Origin of the sequence: Pararcticibacter amylolyticus, assembly GCF_003130405.1 — a bacterium.
In the GTDB taxonomy this organism is placed as follows: domain Bacteria; phylum Bacteroidota; class Bacteroidia; order Sphingobacteriales; family Sphingobacteriaceae; genus Arcticibacter; species Arcticibacter amylolyticus.
In genome coordinates this window covers 45,202-63,392 of record NZ_QEAS01000017.1, presented here as the reverse complement: position 1 = coordinate 63,392, position 18,191 = coordinate 45,202, and the positions used below count along the sequence as shown (strand labels likewise).

At 43.2% G+C, this 18,191-nt stretch carries 18 protein-coding genes; 7 read left to right on the top strand and 11 right to left on the bottom strand.

Annotation, left to right across the window (positions count from 1 at the left end; all coding sequences use genetic code 11):
* Positions 1-8: 8 nt before the first annotated feature.
* Together rpoC and DDR33_RS18755 are read left to right on the top strand one after the other, a co-directional pair.
* Positions 9-4,283: a DNA-directed RNA polymerase subunit beta' gene (rpoC, locus tag DDR33_RS18760; protein ID WP_109417411.1), complete on the top strand. Its 4,275-nt coding sequence runs from the start codon at positions 9-11 to the stop codon at positions 4,281-4,283.
* A gap of 196 nt (positions 4,284-4,479) precedes the next feature.
* On the top strand, positions 4,480-4,794 hold the full coding sequence (locus DDR33_RS18755) for a DUF3467 domain-containing protein (protein ID WP_109417345.1): 315 nt from the start codon (positions 4,480-4,482) through the stop codon (positions 4,792-4,794).
* Positions 4,795-4,844: 50 nt separating this feature from the next.
* On the opposite strand, the gene miaA is transcribed toward DDR33_RS18755, so the two are convergent.
* The 6 genes from miaA to DDR33_RS18725 form a co-directional block, all read right to left on the bottom strand.
* Entirely contained in the window at positions 4,845-5,759 is a 915-nt protein-coding gene (miaA, locus tag DDR33_RS18750; RefSeq protein WP_109417344.1) for a tRNA (adenosine(37)-N6)-dimethylallyltransferase MiaA, read from the bottom strand.
* Between the two features lie 65 nt (positions 5,760-5,824).
* A complete protein-coding gene (locus DDR33_RS18745; RefSeq protein ID WP_109417343.1) occupies positions 5,825-6,478 on the bottom strand; it encodes an IS1096 element passenger TnpR family protein in 654 nt (217 codons plus the stop codon).
* 75 nt (positions 6,479-6,553) lie between these two features.
* Positions 6,554-7,969 carry a CCA tRNA nucleotidyltransferase gene (locus tag DDR33_RS18740; RefSeq protein ID WP_109417342.1) on the bottom strand — a complete coding sequence of 472 codons (1,416 nt, stop codon included), beginning with the start codon at positions 7,967-7,969 and terminating at the stop codon, positions 6,554-6,556.
* 208 nt (positions 7,970-8,177) lie between these two features.
* Positions 8,178-8,741: an L-threonylcarbamoyladenylate synthase gene (locus DDR33_RS18735; RefSeq protein WP_109417341.1), complete on the bottom strand. Its 564-nt coding sequence runs from the start codon at positions 8,739-8,741 to the stop codon at positions 8,178-8,180.
* Positions 8,731-9,732 (bottom strand): glycosyltransferase family 9 protein, encoded by a 1,002-nt coding sequence (locus tag DDR33_RS18730; RefSeq protein WP_109417340.1) that lies wholly within the window; start codon positions 9,730-9,732, stop codon positions 8,731-8,733. The genes DDR33_RS18735 and DDR33_RS18730 overlap by 11 nt, the downstream gene beginning before the upstream one ends.
* Positions 9,732-10,550, bottom strand: a complete 819-nt coding sequence (locus DDR33_RS18725) for a 2,3,4,5-tetrahydropyridine-2,6-dicarboxylate N-succinyltransferase (protein ID WP_109417339.1) — start codon at positions 10,548-10,550, stop codon at positions 9,732-9,734. The genes DDR33_RS18730 and DDR33_RS18725 overlap by 1 nt, the downstream gene beginning before the upstream one ends.
* A 146-nt stretch (positions 10,551-10,696) precedes the next feature.
* Here DDR33_RS18725 and DDR33_RS18720 point away from each other — a divergent pair, with 146 nt between their 5' ends.
* On the top strand, positions 10,697-11,113 hold the full coding sequence (locus tag DDR33_RS18720; RefSeq protein ID WP_109417338.1) for an RNA-binding S4 domain-containing protein: 417 nt from the start codon (positions 10,697-10,699) through the stop codon (positions 11,111-11,113).
* Positions 11,114-11,116: 3 nt separating this feature from the next.
* Here DDR33_RS18720 and DDR33_RS18715 read toward each other — a convergent pair whose 3' ends face one another.
* Together DDR33_RS18715 and DDR33_RS18710 are read right to left on the bottom strand one after the other, a co-directional pair.
* Positions 11,117-11,587 carry a nucleoside deaminase gene (locus tag DDR33_RS18715; RefSeq protein ID WP_109417337.1) on the bottom strand — a complete coding sequence of 157 codons (471 nt, stop codon included), beginning with the start codon at positions 11,585-11,587 and terminating at the stop codon, positions 11,117-11,119.
* A gap of 163 nt (positions 11,588-11,750) precedes the next feature.
* Positions 11,751-12,362: an OmpH family outer membrane protein gene (locus DDR33_RS18710; RefSeq protein ID WP_109417336.1), complete on the bottom strand. Its 612-nt coding sequence runs from the start codon at positions 12,360-12,362 to the stop codon at positions 11,751-11,753.
* Positions 12,363-12,579: 217 nt separating this feature from the next.
* Between DDR33_RS18710 and gyrB the strand changes: the two genes are divergently transcribed.
* The gene (gene gyrB / locus DDR33_RS18705; protein ID WP_109417335.1) at positions 12,580-14,538 is read left to right on the top strand and encodes a DNA topoisomerase (ATP-hydrolyzing) subunit B; all 1,959 of its coding nucleotides are present in this window, start codon (positions 12,580-12,582) and stop codon (positions 14,536-14,538) included.
* Positions 14,539-14,564: 26 nt separating this feature from the next.
* Here the strand turns inward: gyrB and DDR33_RS18700 are convergent, their stop codons facing one another.
* From DDR33_RS18700 to mdh, 3 genes are read right to left on the bottom strand one after another with little or no spacing between them, the layout of a single operon-like run.
* A complete protein-coding gene (locus tag DDR33_RS18700; RefSeq protein ID WP_109417334.1) occupies positions 14,565-14,960 on the bottom strand; it encodes a group III truncated hemoglobin in 396 nt (131 codons plus the stop codon).
* Positions 14,961-15,008: 48 nt separating this feature from the next.
* On the bottom strand, positions 15,009-15,431 hold the full coding sequence (locus tag DDR33_RS18695; RefSeq protein ID WP_109417333.1) for an aspartyl protease family protein: 423 nt from the start codon (positions 15,429-15,431) through the stop codon (positions 15,009-15,011).
* A gap of 23 nt (positions 15,432-15,454) precedes the next feature.
* Complete coding sequence (gene mdh / locus DDR33_RS18690; RefSeq protein WP_109417332.1) at positions 15,455-16,384, bottom strand: malate dehydrogenase; 930 nt, start codon at positions 16,382-16,384, stop codon at positions 15,455-15,457.
* Between the two features lie 142 nt (positions 16,385-16,526).
* Between mdh and DDR33_RS18685 the strand changes: the two genes are divergently transcribed.
* The 3 genes from DDR33_RS18685 to DDR33_RS27005 all read left to right on the top strand — a co-directional run bounded on the left by DDR33_RS18685 (position 16,527) and on the right by DDR33_RS27005 (position 18,160).
* Positions 16,527-17,081: an RNA polymerase sigma-70 factor gene (locus DDR33_RS18685; protein WP_109417331.1), complete on the top strand. Its 555-nt coding sequence runs from the start codon at positions 16,527-16,529 to the stop codon at positions 17,079-17,081.
* A gap of 172 nt (positions 17,082-17,253) precedes the next feature.
* Complete coding sequence (locus DDR33_RS18680) at positions 17,254-17,967, top strand: FecR family protein (protein WP_158280808.1); 714 nt, start codon at positions 17,254-17,256, stop codon at positions 17,965-17,967.
* A complete protein-coding gene (locus DDR33_RS27005) occupies positions 17,945-18,160 on the top strand; it encodes a FecR domain-containing protein (RefSeq protein ID WP_394341124.1) in 216 nt (71 codons plus the stop codon). Before DDR33_RS18680 ends, DDR33_RS27005 begins: the two co-directional genes overlap by 23 nt.
* The last annotated feature ends 31 nt before the right edge of the window (positions 18,161-18,191 follow it).

The following is an 18,191-nucleotide window of genomic DNA, read 5'->3' as shown; positions in this document are numbered from 1 at the left end:
AAAGAGCTATGTCTTATAAAAAGGATAATAAAATAAAAAGTAACTTCACTTCGATCACGATCAGCTTAGCATCTCCTGAGTCAATTCTGGAGCGTTCAAGCGGTGAAGTTTTAAAACCGGAGACCATCAACTACCGTACTTACAAGCCCGAGCGTGATGGTTTATTCTGCGAACGTATTTTCGGTCCGGTTAAGGATTATGAATGTCATTGCGGTAAGTACAAGCGTATCCGTTACAAGGGTATCGTTTGTGACCGTTGTGGTGTTGAGGTAACTGAGAAGAAAGTACGTCGTGAGAGGATGGGACATATCAATCTGGTTGTGCCGGTTGCTCACATCTGGTATTTCCGTTCATTGCCTAACAAGATCGGTTATCTTCTTGGCCTTCCGACTAAGAAGCTTGATCTGATCATTTACTATGAGCGGTATGTTGTCATCCAGCCGGGTATTAAAGAGACGGACGGAATCAACAAAATGGATTTCCTTACAGAAGAAGAATATCTGGATATTCTGGATACGCTTCCTAAGGAAAACCAGTATCTGGATGATAAAGATCCTCAGAAGTTTGTTGCTAAAATGGGAGCTGAGGCTCTTGAGGAATTATTAAAGAGGCTTGACCTGGATCAGCAATCGTACGATCTGCGCCATCAGGCTGCCAATGAAACTTCTCAGCAGCGTAAGAATGAGGCATTAAAACGTCTGCAGGTTGTAGAAGCATTCCGTAGCGCCCGCGCAAATATAGAGAACCATCCGGAATGGATGATCGTTAAGATCGTTCCTGTTATTCCTCCGGAACTACGTCCGTTAGTTCCTTTAGAAGGTGGACGTTTTGCTACGTCCGACCTGAATGACCTTTACCGTCGTGTGATTATTCGTAATAATCGTCTTAAGCGTCTTATTGAGATTAAGGCTCCTGAGGTGATTTTACGTAACGAAAAGCGAATGTTGCAGGAAGCTGTTGACTCGCTGTTCGATAACTCCCGTAAGGTGAATGCAGTGAAGACTGAAGGTAACAGGGCTTTAAAATCTCTTTCAGATATCCTGAAAGGAAAGCAAGGCCGTTTCCGTCAGAACCTTTTAGGTAAACGTGTTGACTACTCTGCCCGTTCGGTTATCGTGGTAGGCCCAAGCCTCAAACTTCATGAGTGTGGTTTGCCGAAAGATATGGCTGCTGAGCTGTTCAAACCATTCATCATCCGTAAGATGATTGAAAGAGGTGTGGTGAAGACTGTGAAATCAGCCAAGAAGATCGTTGACAGAAAAGATCCAATTGTATGGGATATTCTGGAAAACGTATTGAAAGGGCATCCGGTACTGTTAAACCGTGCTCCGACACTGCACAGACTGGGTATTCAATCATTCCAGCCTAAGCTGGTTGAAGGTAAAGCGATCCAGCTGCATCCGCTTGTTTGTACGGCGTTCAACGCTGACTTTGACGGTGACCAGATGGCGGTACACGTGCCGCTTGGTAATGCTGCGATCCTGGAAGCTCAGATCCTGATGCTGGCTTCTCACAACATTCTGAACCCTGCAAATGGTACTCCTATTACCGTTCCTTCCCAGGACATGGTATTGGGTCTGTATTATATTACAAAGGGCCGTAAGACTGATGAGAAGCGGGTAGTGAAAGGAGAAGGCCAGATCTTCTATTCTGCTGAAGAAGTAATTATCGCATATAACGAGAAGAAGCTAGATCTTCATGCCTTCATAAAGGTTAAGACTGATGTGAAGGAAGAAGATGGTTCTATCGTTAATAAACTGATTGATACTACGGTCGGGCGTGTTCTGTTTAACCAGATGGTGCCTGAAGAAGTAGGCTATATCAACGAACTTCTTACTAAAAAGTCTTTGAGAGACATTATTGGTGAAGTAGTAAAGATCACTGGTATGGCTCGTGCTGCTCAGTTCCTTGATGATATAAAAGAACTTGGATTCCAGAGTGCATTCCGCGGAGGCCTTTCATTTAATCTTCAGGATCTTAACATTCCTGAAGCTAAGGTGAAACTTATCGAACAGGCTTCAAGGGAAGTTGAAGAAGTAATGAATAACTATAATATGGGATTCATTACCAACAACGAGCGTTACAACCAGATCATCGATATCTGGACCCGTATCAACAACCGCCTTACAGCGAATGTGATGGAGATCCTTTCCACTGACAACCAGGGATTCAACTCAGTTTATATGATGCTTGATTCCGGAGCCCGTGGTTCTAAGGAGCAGATCCGTCAGCTATGCGGTATGCGTGGTCTGATGGCGAAGCCTCAGAAATCTGGTTCTGGTGGAGAGATTATTGAAAACCCGATCCTTTCGAACTTTAAAGAAGGTCTTTCGGTACTCGAGTACTTTATCTCTACCCACGGTGCACGTAAAGGTCTTGCGGATACGGCTCTTAAGACCGCTGATGCTGGTTACCTGACCCGTCGTTTACATGACGTTGCGCAGGATATGATCGTTGGAGAACCTGATTGCGGTACTTTGAGGGGAATTTATACTACGGCTCTTAAAGACAATGAAGATATCGTAGAGCCACTATACGAACGTATTTTAGGCCGTACTTCACTTCATGATGTATTTGATCCTATCTCGGGAGAAATGCTGGTGGCTGCTAATCAGGATATCGATGAAGAAGTTGCTCACAGAATCGAGCATTCGGCTCTTGAAGGTATCGAGATCCGTTCCGTATTAACCTGCGAAAGTAAAAGAGGTGTTTGTGCACTTTGTTACGGACGTAACCTGGCAACAGGTAAGCGGGTGCAGGCCGGTGAGGCTGTCGGAGTGATCGCAGCACAGTCTATCGGTGAACCAGGAACTCAGCTGACTCTTCGTACATTCCACGTGGGTGGTACCGCGTCAAACATCGCAGCTGAATCTCAGATTAATGCGAAGTTCGATGGTATCATTGAATTTGAGAATATAAGAAGTGTTCCTTATGAAACAGAAGAAGGTCCGGTAGAGGTTGTTCTTGGTCGTTCCGGTGAATTCCGCATTGTTGAGCCTGGAACGAGAAGGGTTATTATGACCAACAATATTCCTTATGGTTCTTATCTGTATGTAAAGGAAGGAGCTACTGTGACTAAGGGTGACAGAATTTGTAGCTGGGATCCTTATAACGCTGTAATTATCTCCGAGTTCGGAGGACGGATTGAGTTTGAAGCTGTTATTGAAGGTGTAACTTTCCGTGAAGAATCAGACGAGCAAACAGGCCACAGAGAGAAGGTTATTATCGATACACGTGATAAGACCAAAAACCCTGTGATCCGGATTTCAGATAACCATGGCAGTACCATTAAAGGATACAATATTCCGGTGGGTGCACACATTGCGGTGGACGAAGGTACTGTTGTTAAGATGGGAGAGGTTATCGCCAAGATTCCCCGCTCTACAGGTAAAACCCGGGATATCACGGGAGGTCTTCCTCGTGTGACTGAGCTATTTGAGGCCCGTAACCCGTCTAACCCTGCAGTTGTTACTGAAATCGATGGTGTTGTGACATTGGGCGGCGTAAAGCGTGGTAACCGTGAAATTGCTATTGAGTCTAAAGACGGTCAGATCAAGAAATACCTGGTTCCTCTTTCCAAGCACATTCTGGTGCAGGACAATGACTTTATAAAGGCAGGTATGCCTTTATCAGATGGTTCTATATCTCCGGCGGATATCCTTGCTATCAAGGGCCCTGCGGCGGTTCAGGAATATCTGGTCAATGGTATCCAGGAAGTTTATCGTCTGCAAGGTGTGAAGATCAATGACAAGCACTTTGAGGTGATCGTACACCAGATGATGCAGAAGGTTCAGATAGAAGATCCGGGAGATACCCGCTTCCTTGAAAAGGATGCAGTAGACCGCTGGGACTTCATGTTAGAGAACGACGAGATCTACGACAAGAAAGTTGTAACTGAGCCCGGAGATTCTACTAATGTTAAGGCTGGTCAGATCATTTCTGTGAGGAAATTAAGAGAGGAGAATTCTATTCTTAAGCGCAGAGATATGAAGCTCGTAGAGGCCCGGGATGCTATTGCTGCGACCTCGAGTCCTGTACTTCAGGGTATTACCCGTGCTTCTTTAGGAACCAAATCATTCATTTCTGCGGCTTCCTTCCAGGAAACTACAAAGGTGTTGAATGAAGCGGCGATCAGTGGTAAGCGTGATAACCTGCTAGGTTTGAAGGAAAACGTTATTGTTGGTCACTTAATTCCGTCAGGAACTGGCTTACGTGGTTATGAAAGAATCATTGTTGGTTCTCAGGAAGAGTACGACAAGTTAATGGCTTCAAAAGAAGACTAATATATTGTCTGATTTTATAACAGAAAAGGCTTTCCTGGTAAAGGAAGGCCTTTTCTGTTTTTGCCCCGGGCAAGCAGATCTTAAGCCGGACGGAAAATAAAAAGCAGCAGGAATGAAACATTCCCGTTTATATACGTATTAATGGTAAAGGTTTTTGAAATAAAGATTTTTTTACGGACTTTTTTATCTTTACAGCATGGAAGAGCAGAATATAGATAATCAATTAAATATAGAACTTTCAGAAGACGTTGCAGAAGGTACATATTCGAACCTTGCTGTGATTACTCATTCTAATACGGAGTTTGTGATCGATTTTATCAGGGTAATGCCAGGCGTCCCGAAGGCGAGAGTTAAATCAAGGATCATACTGACACCTGAACATGCCAAGAGGCTGCTAAATGCTCTGGAAGATAACATTGAGAAATTTGAGGCCGTTAACGGCAGGATCAAGATACCAGAGGAGGGGCAATCATTTCCAATGAACTTTGGAGGACCAACGGCGCAGGCTTAAATAAACAGTTAGGCAGACCTTGCAGCAGAGATGAAGGGCAGCAGATCGAATCAGAGGCTTAGATCATTAATATAGTCTATAATCTCCGGATACTGCGAAGGTTCAAACCATTTTATTTCAGTATCCTTTCTAAACCACGTTAGCTGTCGCTTCGCGAACCTCCTGGTATTTTGTTTAATCGCTTCTATGGCCTCCAGCATGGTGATCTTGTGGTCCAGAAACTCAAATATTTCAGAGTACCCTACTGTATTTAGTGCGTTGAGATTTCTCAATGGCAGCAAATCCCGTACCTCTTCGACTAACCCACTTTTGATCATCATGTCAACCCGTTCGTTAATACGGTTATAGAGGAATTCCCGGTTAGTATTGAGACCAATTTTTATGATACTAAAGGGCCTTTCTTTCTTATTCTGTACCCGGAAGGAAGAGAATGGCAACCCGGTGCTCAGGGAGACTTCAAGCGCCCTGATCACCCTTTGAGGGTTATTGATGTCTGCTTTCTGATAATAATCAGGGTCCAGATCTCTTAACTGTTCCTGTAAAGGGACAATCCCTTTCTCCGTATAGATTGCATTAAGGTGTTCTCTTATACCTGTATCTGCTTTTGGAAGATCATCGAATCCTTCCGTTACAGCTTTGATAAACAGTCCTGAACCGCCAACCAATACCGCGAACTCTTTGTGTTTGAAAATCCCTTCCAGCACCGCTAACGCTTCAGATTCGAAATCTCCTGCTGAATATTCCTGATTTACAGATAAGGAATTTACAAAATGATGTTTTACCCTTCCAAGCTCTTCATCCGATGGTTTAGCAGTGCCAATACTCATCTCGCGGTAAAACTGGCGGGAATCAGCTGATAGGATCTCTGCTTGAAATTGTTCTGCAATTTTAATAGCAAGCTCTGTTTTGCCCACTGCGGTTGGGCCTGCAATTACTATCAGTTTTTTTAGGTCCACGCTATTCATTATGATCTCAGGGAGGCACGACAGAAAAACACACGGCCTCTGGTAGCTAAAGGCCGTGATAATTATTAAAAGTCCTCTTTATTGTTAAACTCGTCATTGTCGTAATTCTCATTATCAGAGAACTCATCCATGAACTCGTCCTTCTCCTCTTCCTGTTCGTCATTAACGGTGCCTTCCAGATCGTCTACAGAATCGACTGTCTCCATGTCTTCAGTGTCCTCTTCTCCAAAGCCATATTCGGTATCATTGAGGAAGTCTTCTTCGTCAGATGAACCATCTGCCGGGTTTACAGCCGCGCCCACAACAGGTCCGATTGGTTTGGGAGCTTCTCCGATTGATTTAACTATGACCGGATATTCTTTGCCAGGATCGTCATCTAAAATTTTCACGAGTTCGACATGAAAGTCAAATGGCCGGTCGAAGTTGTATACATAATAGAATTTCTGATGAGGATCGTCTATGAACTTACTGAGTTTCGTTCCCTTCATTAATGTAACGCCCCGATCAATTTTTCTTTGACTCGGCAAGAGTGCAATTTCGGTCCCTTTTATCCACTGATCGTTGCTTACGAAGAAGGACGAGGATTGTTCCGAATTGTACCCGGTACTTTTATGAATAGCAAGGTGCAGATCCTCAAATGTTTGGGTGGATTTAATGTCAATATCCCTTACCACATCATCGTAATCTTCAAATGAAACCCTGAATCTGTAGATAGCCATGTTGATTTGAATTATATGCGAAATAAAAAAAAATTGGCGTAACATTAACGCCTTTTCTATAAGAAAGTTTGAAAATTAATTATTTATATCCTTTACAGGGTTTAAGCCGATTTCCCTGGCCTTTTCAATCATATACTTAATAGCATCTTCCCTGGCGTTCTTTATTTCTCCTTCCAGAATAGCCTCCCGAATGTGGTTTTTAATGATCCCCACTTCTCTTCCCGCTTTGATGCCAAATGTTTCCATGATATCCAGTCCTGTAACAGGTGGTTGCCAGTTGCGGATCTGATCACGTTCTTCAACGTCTTTCAGCTTTTGCTTTACCAGCTCGAAGTTTTGCCTGTACTTCTTTTTCTTATATTCGTTCTTCGTAGTCACGTCTGCATGGCAAAGCATCATCAGGCTGTCTATATCCTCGCCTGCATCAAATAGAAGCCGTCTGACCGCCGAGTCGGTTACCTCGTCCTGTGCAAGGACAATTGGTCTGAGGTGCAGCTGAACGAGCTTTTGAACAAATTTCATCTTCTCGTTCAATGGTAATTTTAGCTGCGCGAAAATCTTAGGAACCATGCGTGCGCCCCTGTCTTCATGTCCATGAAATGTCCATCCCTGTTTTGCATCAAATCGTTTAGTCGCCGGTTTGGCAATGTCGTGAAGGATGGCAGCCCACCGTAACCAAAGGTCGTTGCTGTATAGAGAAATATTATCGAGAACTTCCAGAGTATGGTAGAAATTGTCTTTATGGCCTTTTCCATTGATAAACTCAACCCCACATAGTTCAGTCATTTGAGGAAATATCAGGTGGAGCAGCCCGGTATCAAACAGGTAATTGAATCCTACAGAAGGCACAGGCGACAGAATAATCTTGTTCAATTCGTCGGTAATTCTTTCTTTTGATACAATTTCTATCCTGTGTTTATTCAGACTGATAGCTTCCAGTGCATCTTCTGCTATTTTGAAATTTAATTGTGATGCAAAACGGATCGCTCTCATCATTCGCAGCGGGTCGTCTGAAAATGTTTCCTGAGGGTCGAGAGGAGTCTTTATCAGGCGTTCGTCGAGGTGGGATACTCCGTCGAAGGGATCGATTAACCGGCCGAAACAAGAACTGTTCAGGCTTATCGCCATTGCATTTATCGTGAAATCTCTTCTTTTCTGATCATCTTCCAGGCTTCCGTTTTCAACGATCGGCTTCCGGGAATGAGATCTGTAAGATTCTTTTCGTGCACCTACAAACTCGATCTCCAGCTCTTTATATTTCAGCATCGCAGTGCCAAAGTTTTTAAATACGGAAACCTGACTTTTCAGAGCGTGGCCAACTCTTTCTGCGAACTCAATGCCATTTCCAACCACCAGAATATCAATGTCTTTTGATGGTCGCTCAAGGAAGATGTCTCTTACAAAACCTCCAATCACATATACCGATAGACCTGCTTCGTCTGCCAACTTGCCTAACTTCCTAAATACCGGATGCTGAAGATATTGTTCCATAACCCTAGCCTGCAAAAATAATGGAATTAAGGAAATGACGAAGAATTGAGATGAGTTATAAGCAGTAAGTTGCCCGTTTTAGTAAATAAAAGGCATAATGTTCACCTTGAAAAGAGCCTCCAGTGACCTCTTTTCAGGGGCAGCGGAACAGTGAATCTTCTTAATGGAGATATCTGAGGTATTTCGGCAGTTGCTGAAAACCGGCACCTTACTTTCTTATAAAAACAAAACGTCCGTCGGCTTCCAGTTTCATAATAGTAGAAGGGATTTTGGGAGTATCGTCATTTTGGTCTATAGAAACAACGTAGTCTACCCCCTCAATGATTTTTTCGGAAATCTCAGAGAAGTTAGCCGGGGATTTCTCTCCGCTAATATTAGCAGAAGTGGAAACGATCGGCTTGCGGAATCTTTGAATCAGCTGTTGACAAAAGGGGTGACGGGGTATTCTGATACCCACGCTTCCATCTTCATGAATTACATTGGCTGCCAGATTCTTAGCTCCTGAATAGATAATTGTTAACGGTTTTTCCGTGTATTCGATCAGGTCATATGCCAGGGCTGGCACTTCTTTAATATAGCTTTCAAGTTTGTTTTCTGAATCGAGGAGTACAATGAGGCTTTTTCCTGCATCCCGCCCCTTTAATCTGAACACTTTTTCAACCGCCTGTTCATTTGTTGCGTCGCATCCAATTCCCCATATCGTGTCGGTTGGGTAGAGGATGAGCCCGCCTGCTTTAAGTACCTCAATAGCTTTTATTATGTCAGCATTCATTTAAAATCTCAATTAGTCGTTGGTGTGGAATATCGTGTGCACATTTAAAGTGCGTTTGGGGGCATGCCTTATAGCCGTGCAGGCCACATGGGCGGCATGACAGAGGATAGTCTATTTCAACTATGTTTTTTTTATCAGATAAGGGCCCGAATCCGAATCCGGGAACCGTAGAGCAATAGATAGCCGTAACTGGAGCATTTACAGCTGACGCAAAGTGCATTGGTGCGGAATCATTCACATAGTTCATTTTTGCACCAGACATCAGCGCTGCTGACTCAAGAAAGGATAACGAACCACAAAGATTTTCTGCTTGTGGGTTTCCCGATCCTGTGATAATGGCATCGCAGAGATCTTTGTCACCAGGCCCTCCTAAAAGATAAACTTTCAATTCAGGAGCAATATTCCTGATAAAAGTAATCCAATGCTCCCTGGGGTATTGTTTGGTAAACCAGACTGACGCGGGCGCACAGCAAATATAGGATTGTGATGAAGTAAGATTATTTGCTTTTTTAAAGTCCTGAATGGTTGGGTACAAGCGTGGCCGGGCAGGAATACCATCTGTGAGATCTGCGATGAGCTGCTGGTTACGTTCTGTCTCGTGGCAGGCTCCGTCCTTTTGCATATCGTGTTTTTGGGTGATATCAAAGAATGAAGAAAGAGGGTTTTTATCAAACCCTCTTTTTCTGTCTGCCTTTGACAGGGCAGTTAATAACCCGGTTGAAAAAAAACGCTGAAGATTTATCACTTCATCATATCTTTCTTTCCTTATTTCTTTTGATAGGCGCAGCAGGTTCGCTAGCTTTTTCTTTTTCTTATCCCATATCCAGACTTTATTCAGAAAGGGATGTGATTTCAGCAACATCTCATTCCCCTTACGAACCATCATATCGATGCGTGCGGCAGGAAAATGCTGGTGCAGTTTTTCGGCCAAAGCAGTGGCCAGTACCACATCTCCTATGAAGGCAGTCTGGATAATAAGAAATTTAGTCATTAAACAGCCACGTTATGTTCACGTAATGCATCGTTCAGTGAAGTTTTCTTATCTGTTGATGCTTTTCTTTGACCTATGATCAGCGCACAGGGTACCTGATATTCTCCGGCGGCGAATTTTTTAGTATAAGAACCCGGAATAACGACTGAGCGGGCAGGTACGCGGCCCTTGTATTCGACAGGTTCATCTCCGGAAACGTCAATGATTTTTGTTGAACCAGTAAGGACTACTCCCGCACCAATCACGGCTTCCTGTTCAACATGTACACCCTCAACTACAATTGCTCTCGATCCGACAAAACAATTGTCCTCAATTATAACAGGAGCTGCCTGTACAGGTTCAAGTACTCCTCCGATACCAACTCCGCCGCTCAAATGTACATTCTTGCCTATCTGGGCGCAAGATCCTACTGTAGCCCAGGTATCCACCATTGTACCTTCATCTACATAAGCACCTATATTCACATACGATGGCATCATAATCACTCCCTTTGCCAGATATGCACCATAGCGGGCTAAACCATGAGGGACTACGCGTACACCCAGTTCCTTATAGTTGGTTTTTAGTTTCATCTTATCATGAAATACGAAAGGGCCTACTTCAATTTCTTCCATCTTCCGGATGGGGAAGTACAGGATAACTGCCTTTTTGATCCATTCGTTGACGTGCCATCCCCCTGCAATTGGTTCTGCTACTCTCAATTCGCCTTTATCGAGCATTACGATAACGGTTTCAATAGCATTAGCATATTCGCTAAAGTTAAGCAGGTTGCGGTCTGCCCATGCTTCTTCAATTTGTTTTTGTAGTTGAGCAATCATGTATTTTAATTTTCAGCAAAATAAAGCTTTTTGTTGTATTGTTGGTTTTACAAAATTATGAATTCCCATTTTGTTGAATGAGGTTGCTTTTATTTGTTAATTTGTTGTATTGTTTCGGAGATTGAGGAAGACAGAGGAAAAGAGGAATGGCAGAAAAAGAAAAATTAAGAATCGATAAGTATTTGTGGGCGATAAGAGTATTTAAAACGCGTACCCTGGCGACTGATGCCTGTAAAGCCGGGCGCGTAAAATTAAAAGGCCAGAACGTGAAGCCTTCGTATGAAGTAAAAGTAGGAGAGATATATCATGTGTCGAAGGGAATAGAACGCAAGCAGCTTAAAGTAACGGGACTTTCGTACAACCGGACAGATGCTAAAACCGCAGTTACGTTTTATGAAGACATTACGCCCGAAGAAGAAACAGCCCGTTACAAATCAGCCTTTCATTCGCCGGCTCTGACCAGGGACCGCGGCACGGGGCGTCCTACCAAGAAAGACAGGCGGGAGATCGATGATCTTCTTGATAACGAGCCCGGGGGATTTTGGAACGACGAAGAAGATTAGCTCTTAATACGGGATCTTATCCTGAGATGCTCCCCAGCTTTTGAACACATCGAGAGCTTCGTTGTGCAGGATTTGAGTTGAGGGAAGCGTTCTTTCCTGCATAGAGAGGTTTAATTCACTATAGATGAATTTATCGTCAAATCCAATATTTTCTGCATCAAAGCGGGTATTTGCATAATACACCGCAGATATCCTTGCCCAGTAGATCGCCCCCAGGCACATGGGACAAGGCTCGCAACTTGTATAGATGATGCAGCCGCTGAGGTCAAATGAATTCAGTTCTTTTGCCGCGAGTCTTATGGCTGCTATTTCAGCATGGGCTGTCGGGTCGTTGGAAGATGTGACCATGTTGGAGCTCTTTGCGACAATCCTGCCATCTTTAACTATCACAGCGCCAAAGGGACCTCCGCCGCCTTTCTCTACATTTTCCCGGGACAAGGAAATTGCAATTCTCATAAAATCTTCATGTGTCATATGTCAGCATGTTATTGATCATCAGCTAAAGGCTTTTAGTAAGCGGATTAAAGCTGATATGATCCTCAGATAATAAAAAAGGTCGCAGTTTTCTGCAACCTCTTCTGTGTGAAATCAGGATCTTAATTATCTTAAGATCGCAAATATGATGTGTTAGTCAGCTCTATTTCTTTGCTTTGCTGTAGGCTTCATTAAGACCTTTTACAACATCATTTGTAACATCAAGACTCTCGTCTGCAAAAAGAAGCGAAGGGTTGCTTTTAGAGTATGTAAGCACCATTTTATATCCTTTTTCCTTTGCATAGGTTTTTAAAAATTCTGCGACCTTGTCGTAAAGTCTTTCATTCTCTGAAGCAGACTCATTTGCGAGAGCAGAACTCGCGTTCTGATTAAATGCAGCAAGCTCCTGTTGTTTACGGGCAAGCCTTTGCTCTGTTGAAGCCCGTTCATCGGCACTCATATCCTTGGCTTTTTGCTGGTAATCTGCAACTTCTCTTTGGAATGCGTTTCCTTTGCTGGTAAGATCCTGCTGAGCCTTTTTAGATTTCGATTCGAGCTTGGATTTAATTTCTTTAAAGTAGTCGTAGTTGTTTACAAGTGAGTCGGAGTTTACGAAAACAATCTTCTCCTGTCCTGCTGAAGCAGAAGTTGCCGCGGGGGCAGAACCTGACGCCGAAGGAGTTTTTGTTTGTTCCTTGTTTCCGCAGGAAGCTATTACTGTTGCTATTGCCAGTCCTGCACTGATTTTCGAAATTGTTTTGAACGATATCTTCATTTAAATAATTATTCGTGGATACAAAATTTACGCAAATATACTCTTTCGTGCGGAGTATTCAATATGTATGCCAGACTAAGAAAATATACTTCGATAGCTGTTTCCTTCAATATGTAGAGGAAAGGTAAAATCGCACATTAGCAGGGGTTTTTCTCCATGAAATACGGGAAATCCGGCCAAAAATCGCTATCTTTGAAGCTATGCTTTTTAATTTAATATGAGCGAAGAAACAAAAAATAAAAATAGTTATTCGGCGGAAAACATACAGGTTCTTGAAGGCCTGGAAGCAGTTCGGAAACGCCCTGCGATGTACATTGGTGATGTTGGGGTTAAAGGATTGCACCATCTTGTATACGAGGTGGTTGATAACTCCATAGATGAGGCTCTTGCCGGCTATTGTACCGACATAAAGGTTACTATTCATACAGATAATTCAATTACCGTAGAGGATAACGGGCGGGGTATTCCCACAGGAATCCATCCTAAGGAAAAAAAGTCGGCGCTTGAAGTCGTTATGACGGTCCTCCATGCTGGTGGTAAGTTCGACAAAGACACATACAAGGTGTCGGGAGGATTACACGGTGTAGGCGTTTCGTGTGTGAATGCGCTCTCTGTGCATTTAACCACTGTTGTACATCGCGAAGGAAAAATCTTCACCCAGGAGTATGAGCGTGGTAAACCTCTGTTCGATGTAAAGGTGATTGGTGAGACCGGCCGTACCGGAACCATTCAAACTTTTTTACCTGACCCTGAGATTTTCCAGCTCAGCAGGGAATATAAATATGATACCCTAGCAAACCGGCTTCGGGAGCTTGCTTTCCTTAATAAGGGAATCAGGTTGAGCCTTACTGATGAGCGCGAAATCCTTGAGAACGGGGGGTACCTGCAGGAAGAGTTTTACTCGGAAGGCGGATTGAAGGAGTTTGTAAAGTATCTTGATGGTACACGTACACCTCTTATTCCTGAACCTATATACGTCGAAGGAACGAAGCAGGGGGTGCCTGTTGAACTTGCTCTTCAGTATAATGAGACCTACACGGAAAATGTTCATTCCTATGTGAATAACATTAATACTATTGAAGGCGGGACTCATGTTTCCGGTTTCAGAAGAGGACTCACCCGCACATTAAAGGCGTATGCTGAGAAAGAAGGCTTGCTGAAGAATATTAAGGTGGAGATTTCCGGAGATGACTTCCGGGAAGGTTTAACCGCGGTTATCTCGGTAAAGGTTGCAGAACCTCAATTTGAGGGTCAAACGAAAACGAAGCTGGGTAATAATGAAGTTATCGGCGCTGTTGACGTTGCTGTTGGCGAAATTCTGGGAAATTACCTTGAAGAGAATCCAAAAGAAGCGAGGCTTATTGTCAGCAAAGTTGTTCTGGCAGCGACAGCCAGGGCTGCTGCAAGGAAAGCCCGCGAGATGGTGCAGCGTAAAACAGTGATGGGAGGATCAGGATTGCCAGGTAAACTTGCTGACTGTTCTGATAAAGATCCGGAAAACTGCGAGTTGTTCCTGGTCGAGGGAGATTCGGCAGGTGGTACAGCTAAACAAGGGCGTAACCGCCATTTTCAGGCTATTCTTCCATTGAGAGGAAAGATCCTTAATGTGGAGAAGGCGATGGAACACAAGATTTATGAGAATGACGAAATAAAGAACATCTTCACTGCCCTGGGTGTCAGTATTGGTACTGCCGATGATGCGAAAGCACTGAACCTGGAAAAGCTTCGCTATCATAAAGTGGTAATCATGACGGATGCCGATGTGGATGGTTCTCACATCACCACGCTTATCCTGACTTTCTTCTTCCGCTATATGAAGGAACTTATTGAGTATGGGTATGTGTATATTGCTTCACCCCCTTTATATCTGGTAAAAAAAGGGAAAGAGCAAATTTATGCCTGGAATGATGAACAACGGGATGCTGCTGTTCAGAAACTCAAAGGAGCAGGAAAGGAAGACAGTGTGAATATTCAGCGCTATAAAGGATTAGGTGAGATGAACGCAGAGCAGCTCTGGGATACTACAATGAATCCTGATACAAGGTTGATGAGAAGAGCAACTATTGAAAATGCGGCGCAATGCGATCATATCTTTTCAATGCTTATGGGTGATGAAGTGGCACCTAGACGCGACTTTATTGAACGTAATGCCAAATACGCCAGAATCGACGCGTAAAATATAATTATTCTTCAGGCCGGGAGCTATTTTCCTGGCCTGTTGATTAATCCCCCTTTAATCTTAAAAAGCATCAGTCCTGCAATAGATGCAGCTTTTTGTTTTATCAAAACCGCATACGTTCCATCAAACCTTTCATTTACGGTTTCATTAAATAATTCTTTCCAGCGTTCGAAATGTTCTTCTTCGAGGGGGTAGGTTTTGTTGAGCTTAAAATGAACCTCCATTGGATTTCCTTTAAACCCTTTTTCTCCGAAAAGGACTGTTTCCCAAAAATCATACATCTTAGGAAGATGAGTGGCCCAGTCAACTTTGGCAACATCTTCAAAGATGTGTCCGATCAGCGTATCGTTCCTTACTTTTAGATAAAAAGAGTCTACAATGATTTGAATATCTTGCCTGGATTCGATGTCTCTTTTCATCCTGTAAATTTACTATGGGTTTGATGGGGTAATCTTATAAAGCAGAACTTAGAGGCAGAAAGAAAGTTTTTGGTCTGCATAGTTTATAATAGCAGAGTATTTCATCAGGATATCTCCACCGATCACTCCAATTACAGGGGTGAATTCGAGTTTCTCATAAGCGGTATTGATAGAGGAAAGATCCAGAACAGCAACTTCGAAATCGTCTATTAAAAGATCGCCGATGGCTAATTCAGGGATTAGCAGGGTATAGCTTTCCATTGTGTTTGTCCCCAATCCCGTGGATAGCTTGTCAGTCAGGAGGAGCTTTCCGGCATCTGTAAATGTTTCTATAGTGTTCTTGTCAAACACGGTTCGCGAGGCACCGGTATCAACAACAGCTTTAAACAGCTTATTAAAAACGACGACTTCCACCAAAGGATGGAAGCCGTCGTCGTGCAGATTTAAAATCTCTAAAGATATTTCTATCATTCTTTACTTAATCCCCGAACAGCTTATGCCAGTTCTAAAACACTATTCATGCTACGCACAGCTTCTGCGCTTTTAGCGAATGCCTGCTGTTCTTCGTCGCTAAGCTTAATGTCGACAATTTTTTCCCATCCGTTCTTGCCGATCACAACCGGAACACCGATAGCGATGTCGCTCTGACCATATTCGCCGTCGAGGGCAACGCAGCATGGAACGAGTTTCTTTTCGTCTCTCAGGATACTTTCAACCAGCATTGCGGTACCTGCGCCTGGTGCATACCATGCAGAAGTTCCGATGAGTTTGGTAAGAGTTGCACCTCCAACCATTGTAGCTGCAACAATTTCATCCTGTTTTTCTTTACTGAGGAATTGAGTAACGGGAACACTATTCCATGTTGCATGATTGATTAAAGGGATCATGGTTGTGTCGCCATGTCCTCCGATTACAACAGCGTTGAGGTCGGCAGGAGAGCAACCAAGAGCCTGACTCAGGTAATACTTAAATCGGGATGAATCAAGTGCTCCTCCCATACCGATAATACGGTTCTTAGGCAACCCGGAAGTCTTAAGCGTAAGGTAAGTCATCGTATCCATAGGATTTGATACAACGACAATGATCGTTTCAGGTGAGTATTTTAAGATGTTCTCAGTAACAGACTGTACAATGCCTGCATTTGTTCCAATTAGTTCCTCGCGGGTCATGCCGGGCTTTCTTGGAAGTCCTGAAGTGATCACCACTACATCAGAACCAGCAGTGCTTTCGTAATCGTTGGTAACACCTTTTACTTTCGTGTCGAAGCCAAGAAGAGCAGAAGTTTGCATCATATCGATAGCTTTACCTTCAGCAAAACCTTCCCTGATATCCAATAAAACAAGTTCCTGAGCTAATTCTTTTCTTGCGATATTATCTGCGCAGGTTGCACCAACGGCTCCTGCACCAACTACTGTAACTTTCATTTATTTGTATGGTTTAAATATGTTTATTAAATGCGCGCAATATAGAAAAAAGCCCGTATTAATAAAATTCTTTTTCCAATTGTAACGTTCTGAAAACCTGTTACGTCTTGGACTACAGCACATTTTGCAGAAAGCGGATACCATGTCGTTGTTGTTGGATATATCAGGTTTTGAAGCACTTTTTCAGGTGCACTATCAACCGTTATGCGCCACTGCTTATCGTATCGTTCAGGATAAAGCTATTGCTGAAGATATCGTGCAGAATGTGTTCCGTAAACTATGGGAGCGGAGGGATTCATTAAAGGTGGCTATTCCACTGAAGGCCTATCTTACTAAGAGTACTATCAATCATTCTATCTACTACATCAGGAAATATGGAAATGGCTTAAAAGAGGATAAGCAATGGGGAAGGGAATCAGAGGCAGACATTAAGTTCACTGCACGCCTGATGGCTCTGAAGGAGGTCGGGAGTCAGATTGATATAGCTGTTAAATCGCTTCCTGATGTCTGCCGGATGATCTTTATCCTAAGCAGGTATGAGCAGCTAAATTATAATGAGATTGCTGCCTGTCTTAATGTTTCAGTAGAGGTGGTGGAGAATCAGATGGCTAAAGCTCTGGCGCATCTCAGAAAATATCTTTTGATTACCCTTTTCCTGATTATTTGCAATTTTCTTTTAACGACGATAGGGGTATGAGGGGGGCTTGATGTCTTATTATTAAACGACACACAATGGAAGAGCAGATTTTAGATGCCGCAATTCAAAAATGTATGGATGAAGAAACTTCAGTAATAGATTTATTTGAAGTGCTTGATCTTGCACAGCTGGTTATTGCCTGAGTATGGAGGATGGGAAGTACTGGAGCTTAATGAGCAGATACTTGTCCAATGAGTTATCATTGCAGGAGACTGAGGAGTTACTGGAGTGGCTGGAGGAAGATCCGGTGCGTACAGATTTGCTAAAGGAACTTCAGAACACATGGGATAAGACCAGAGACTATCCTGTAAATTTCAAAATCGATACCCGGGCTGCATGGCAGAATCTCAGAAGCAATCTTAAGACAGAAGAAAAGGAGAAAAAAGTAAATATCCTAACCCCTTTAAGACTTGCAGGAATAATAGCTTCAGCACTTATTATTCTTTTTTCAGGTATAAGCGCATATCACTATTATCGTAAAACTTACAATAAACTTTTCACAGCAGAGACTCTTCCGGGAGAGCACCGGCAAATCGTACTCCCGGATGGAAGTAAGGTTTGGCTTAACTCAAGTAGTAGTATCAGCTATGCTGAAAACTTCAGCGATGGAGACTTCCGCAAAGTCACTTTGAAGGGGGAGGGCTTTTTTGATGTCTCTCTAAATGTTGAAAGACCGTTTTGGGTACATGCAGGAAAAACAATGATACGTGTTTCGGAGGCCTTATTTAATTTAAGGCAGGACCAGGCGGGCAGTGTCAAAGTTTCCGTGCTGGCAGGTAAAGTATCTATTCTGCCAGAAGGAAGCCCTGATCATGAGCTTGTTTTGCAGGCCGGCGAAGAGAGGCTGATCTCAAAAGAAGGGCATGCGGGGAAAAGTTCGCTTTGAAAATAACAGCTTTCTTTTCCGGAAGGCCGGTGCTCTTTCTTTTAATCCTACATATTTAAGTCGGGTTATCAGAACAGTTGGAAAATCATACTCTGTCAGGTTTAAAATAAAAGATCCCCGGTTACTCAGCCGTCAGATCACAATCTCGTTTGACAAGCGTCCACTCAGAAGGTCATCGATACTCCATTTTTGAGTTATAAGTAATAAGTTTCGGAGATCTGGTT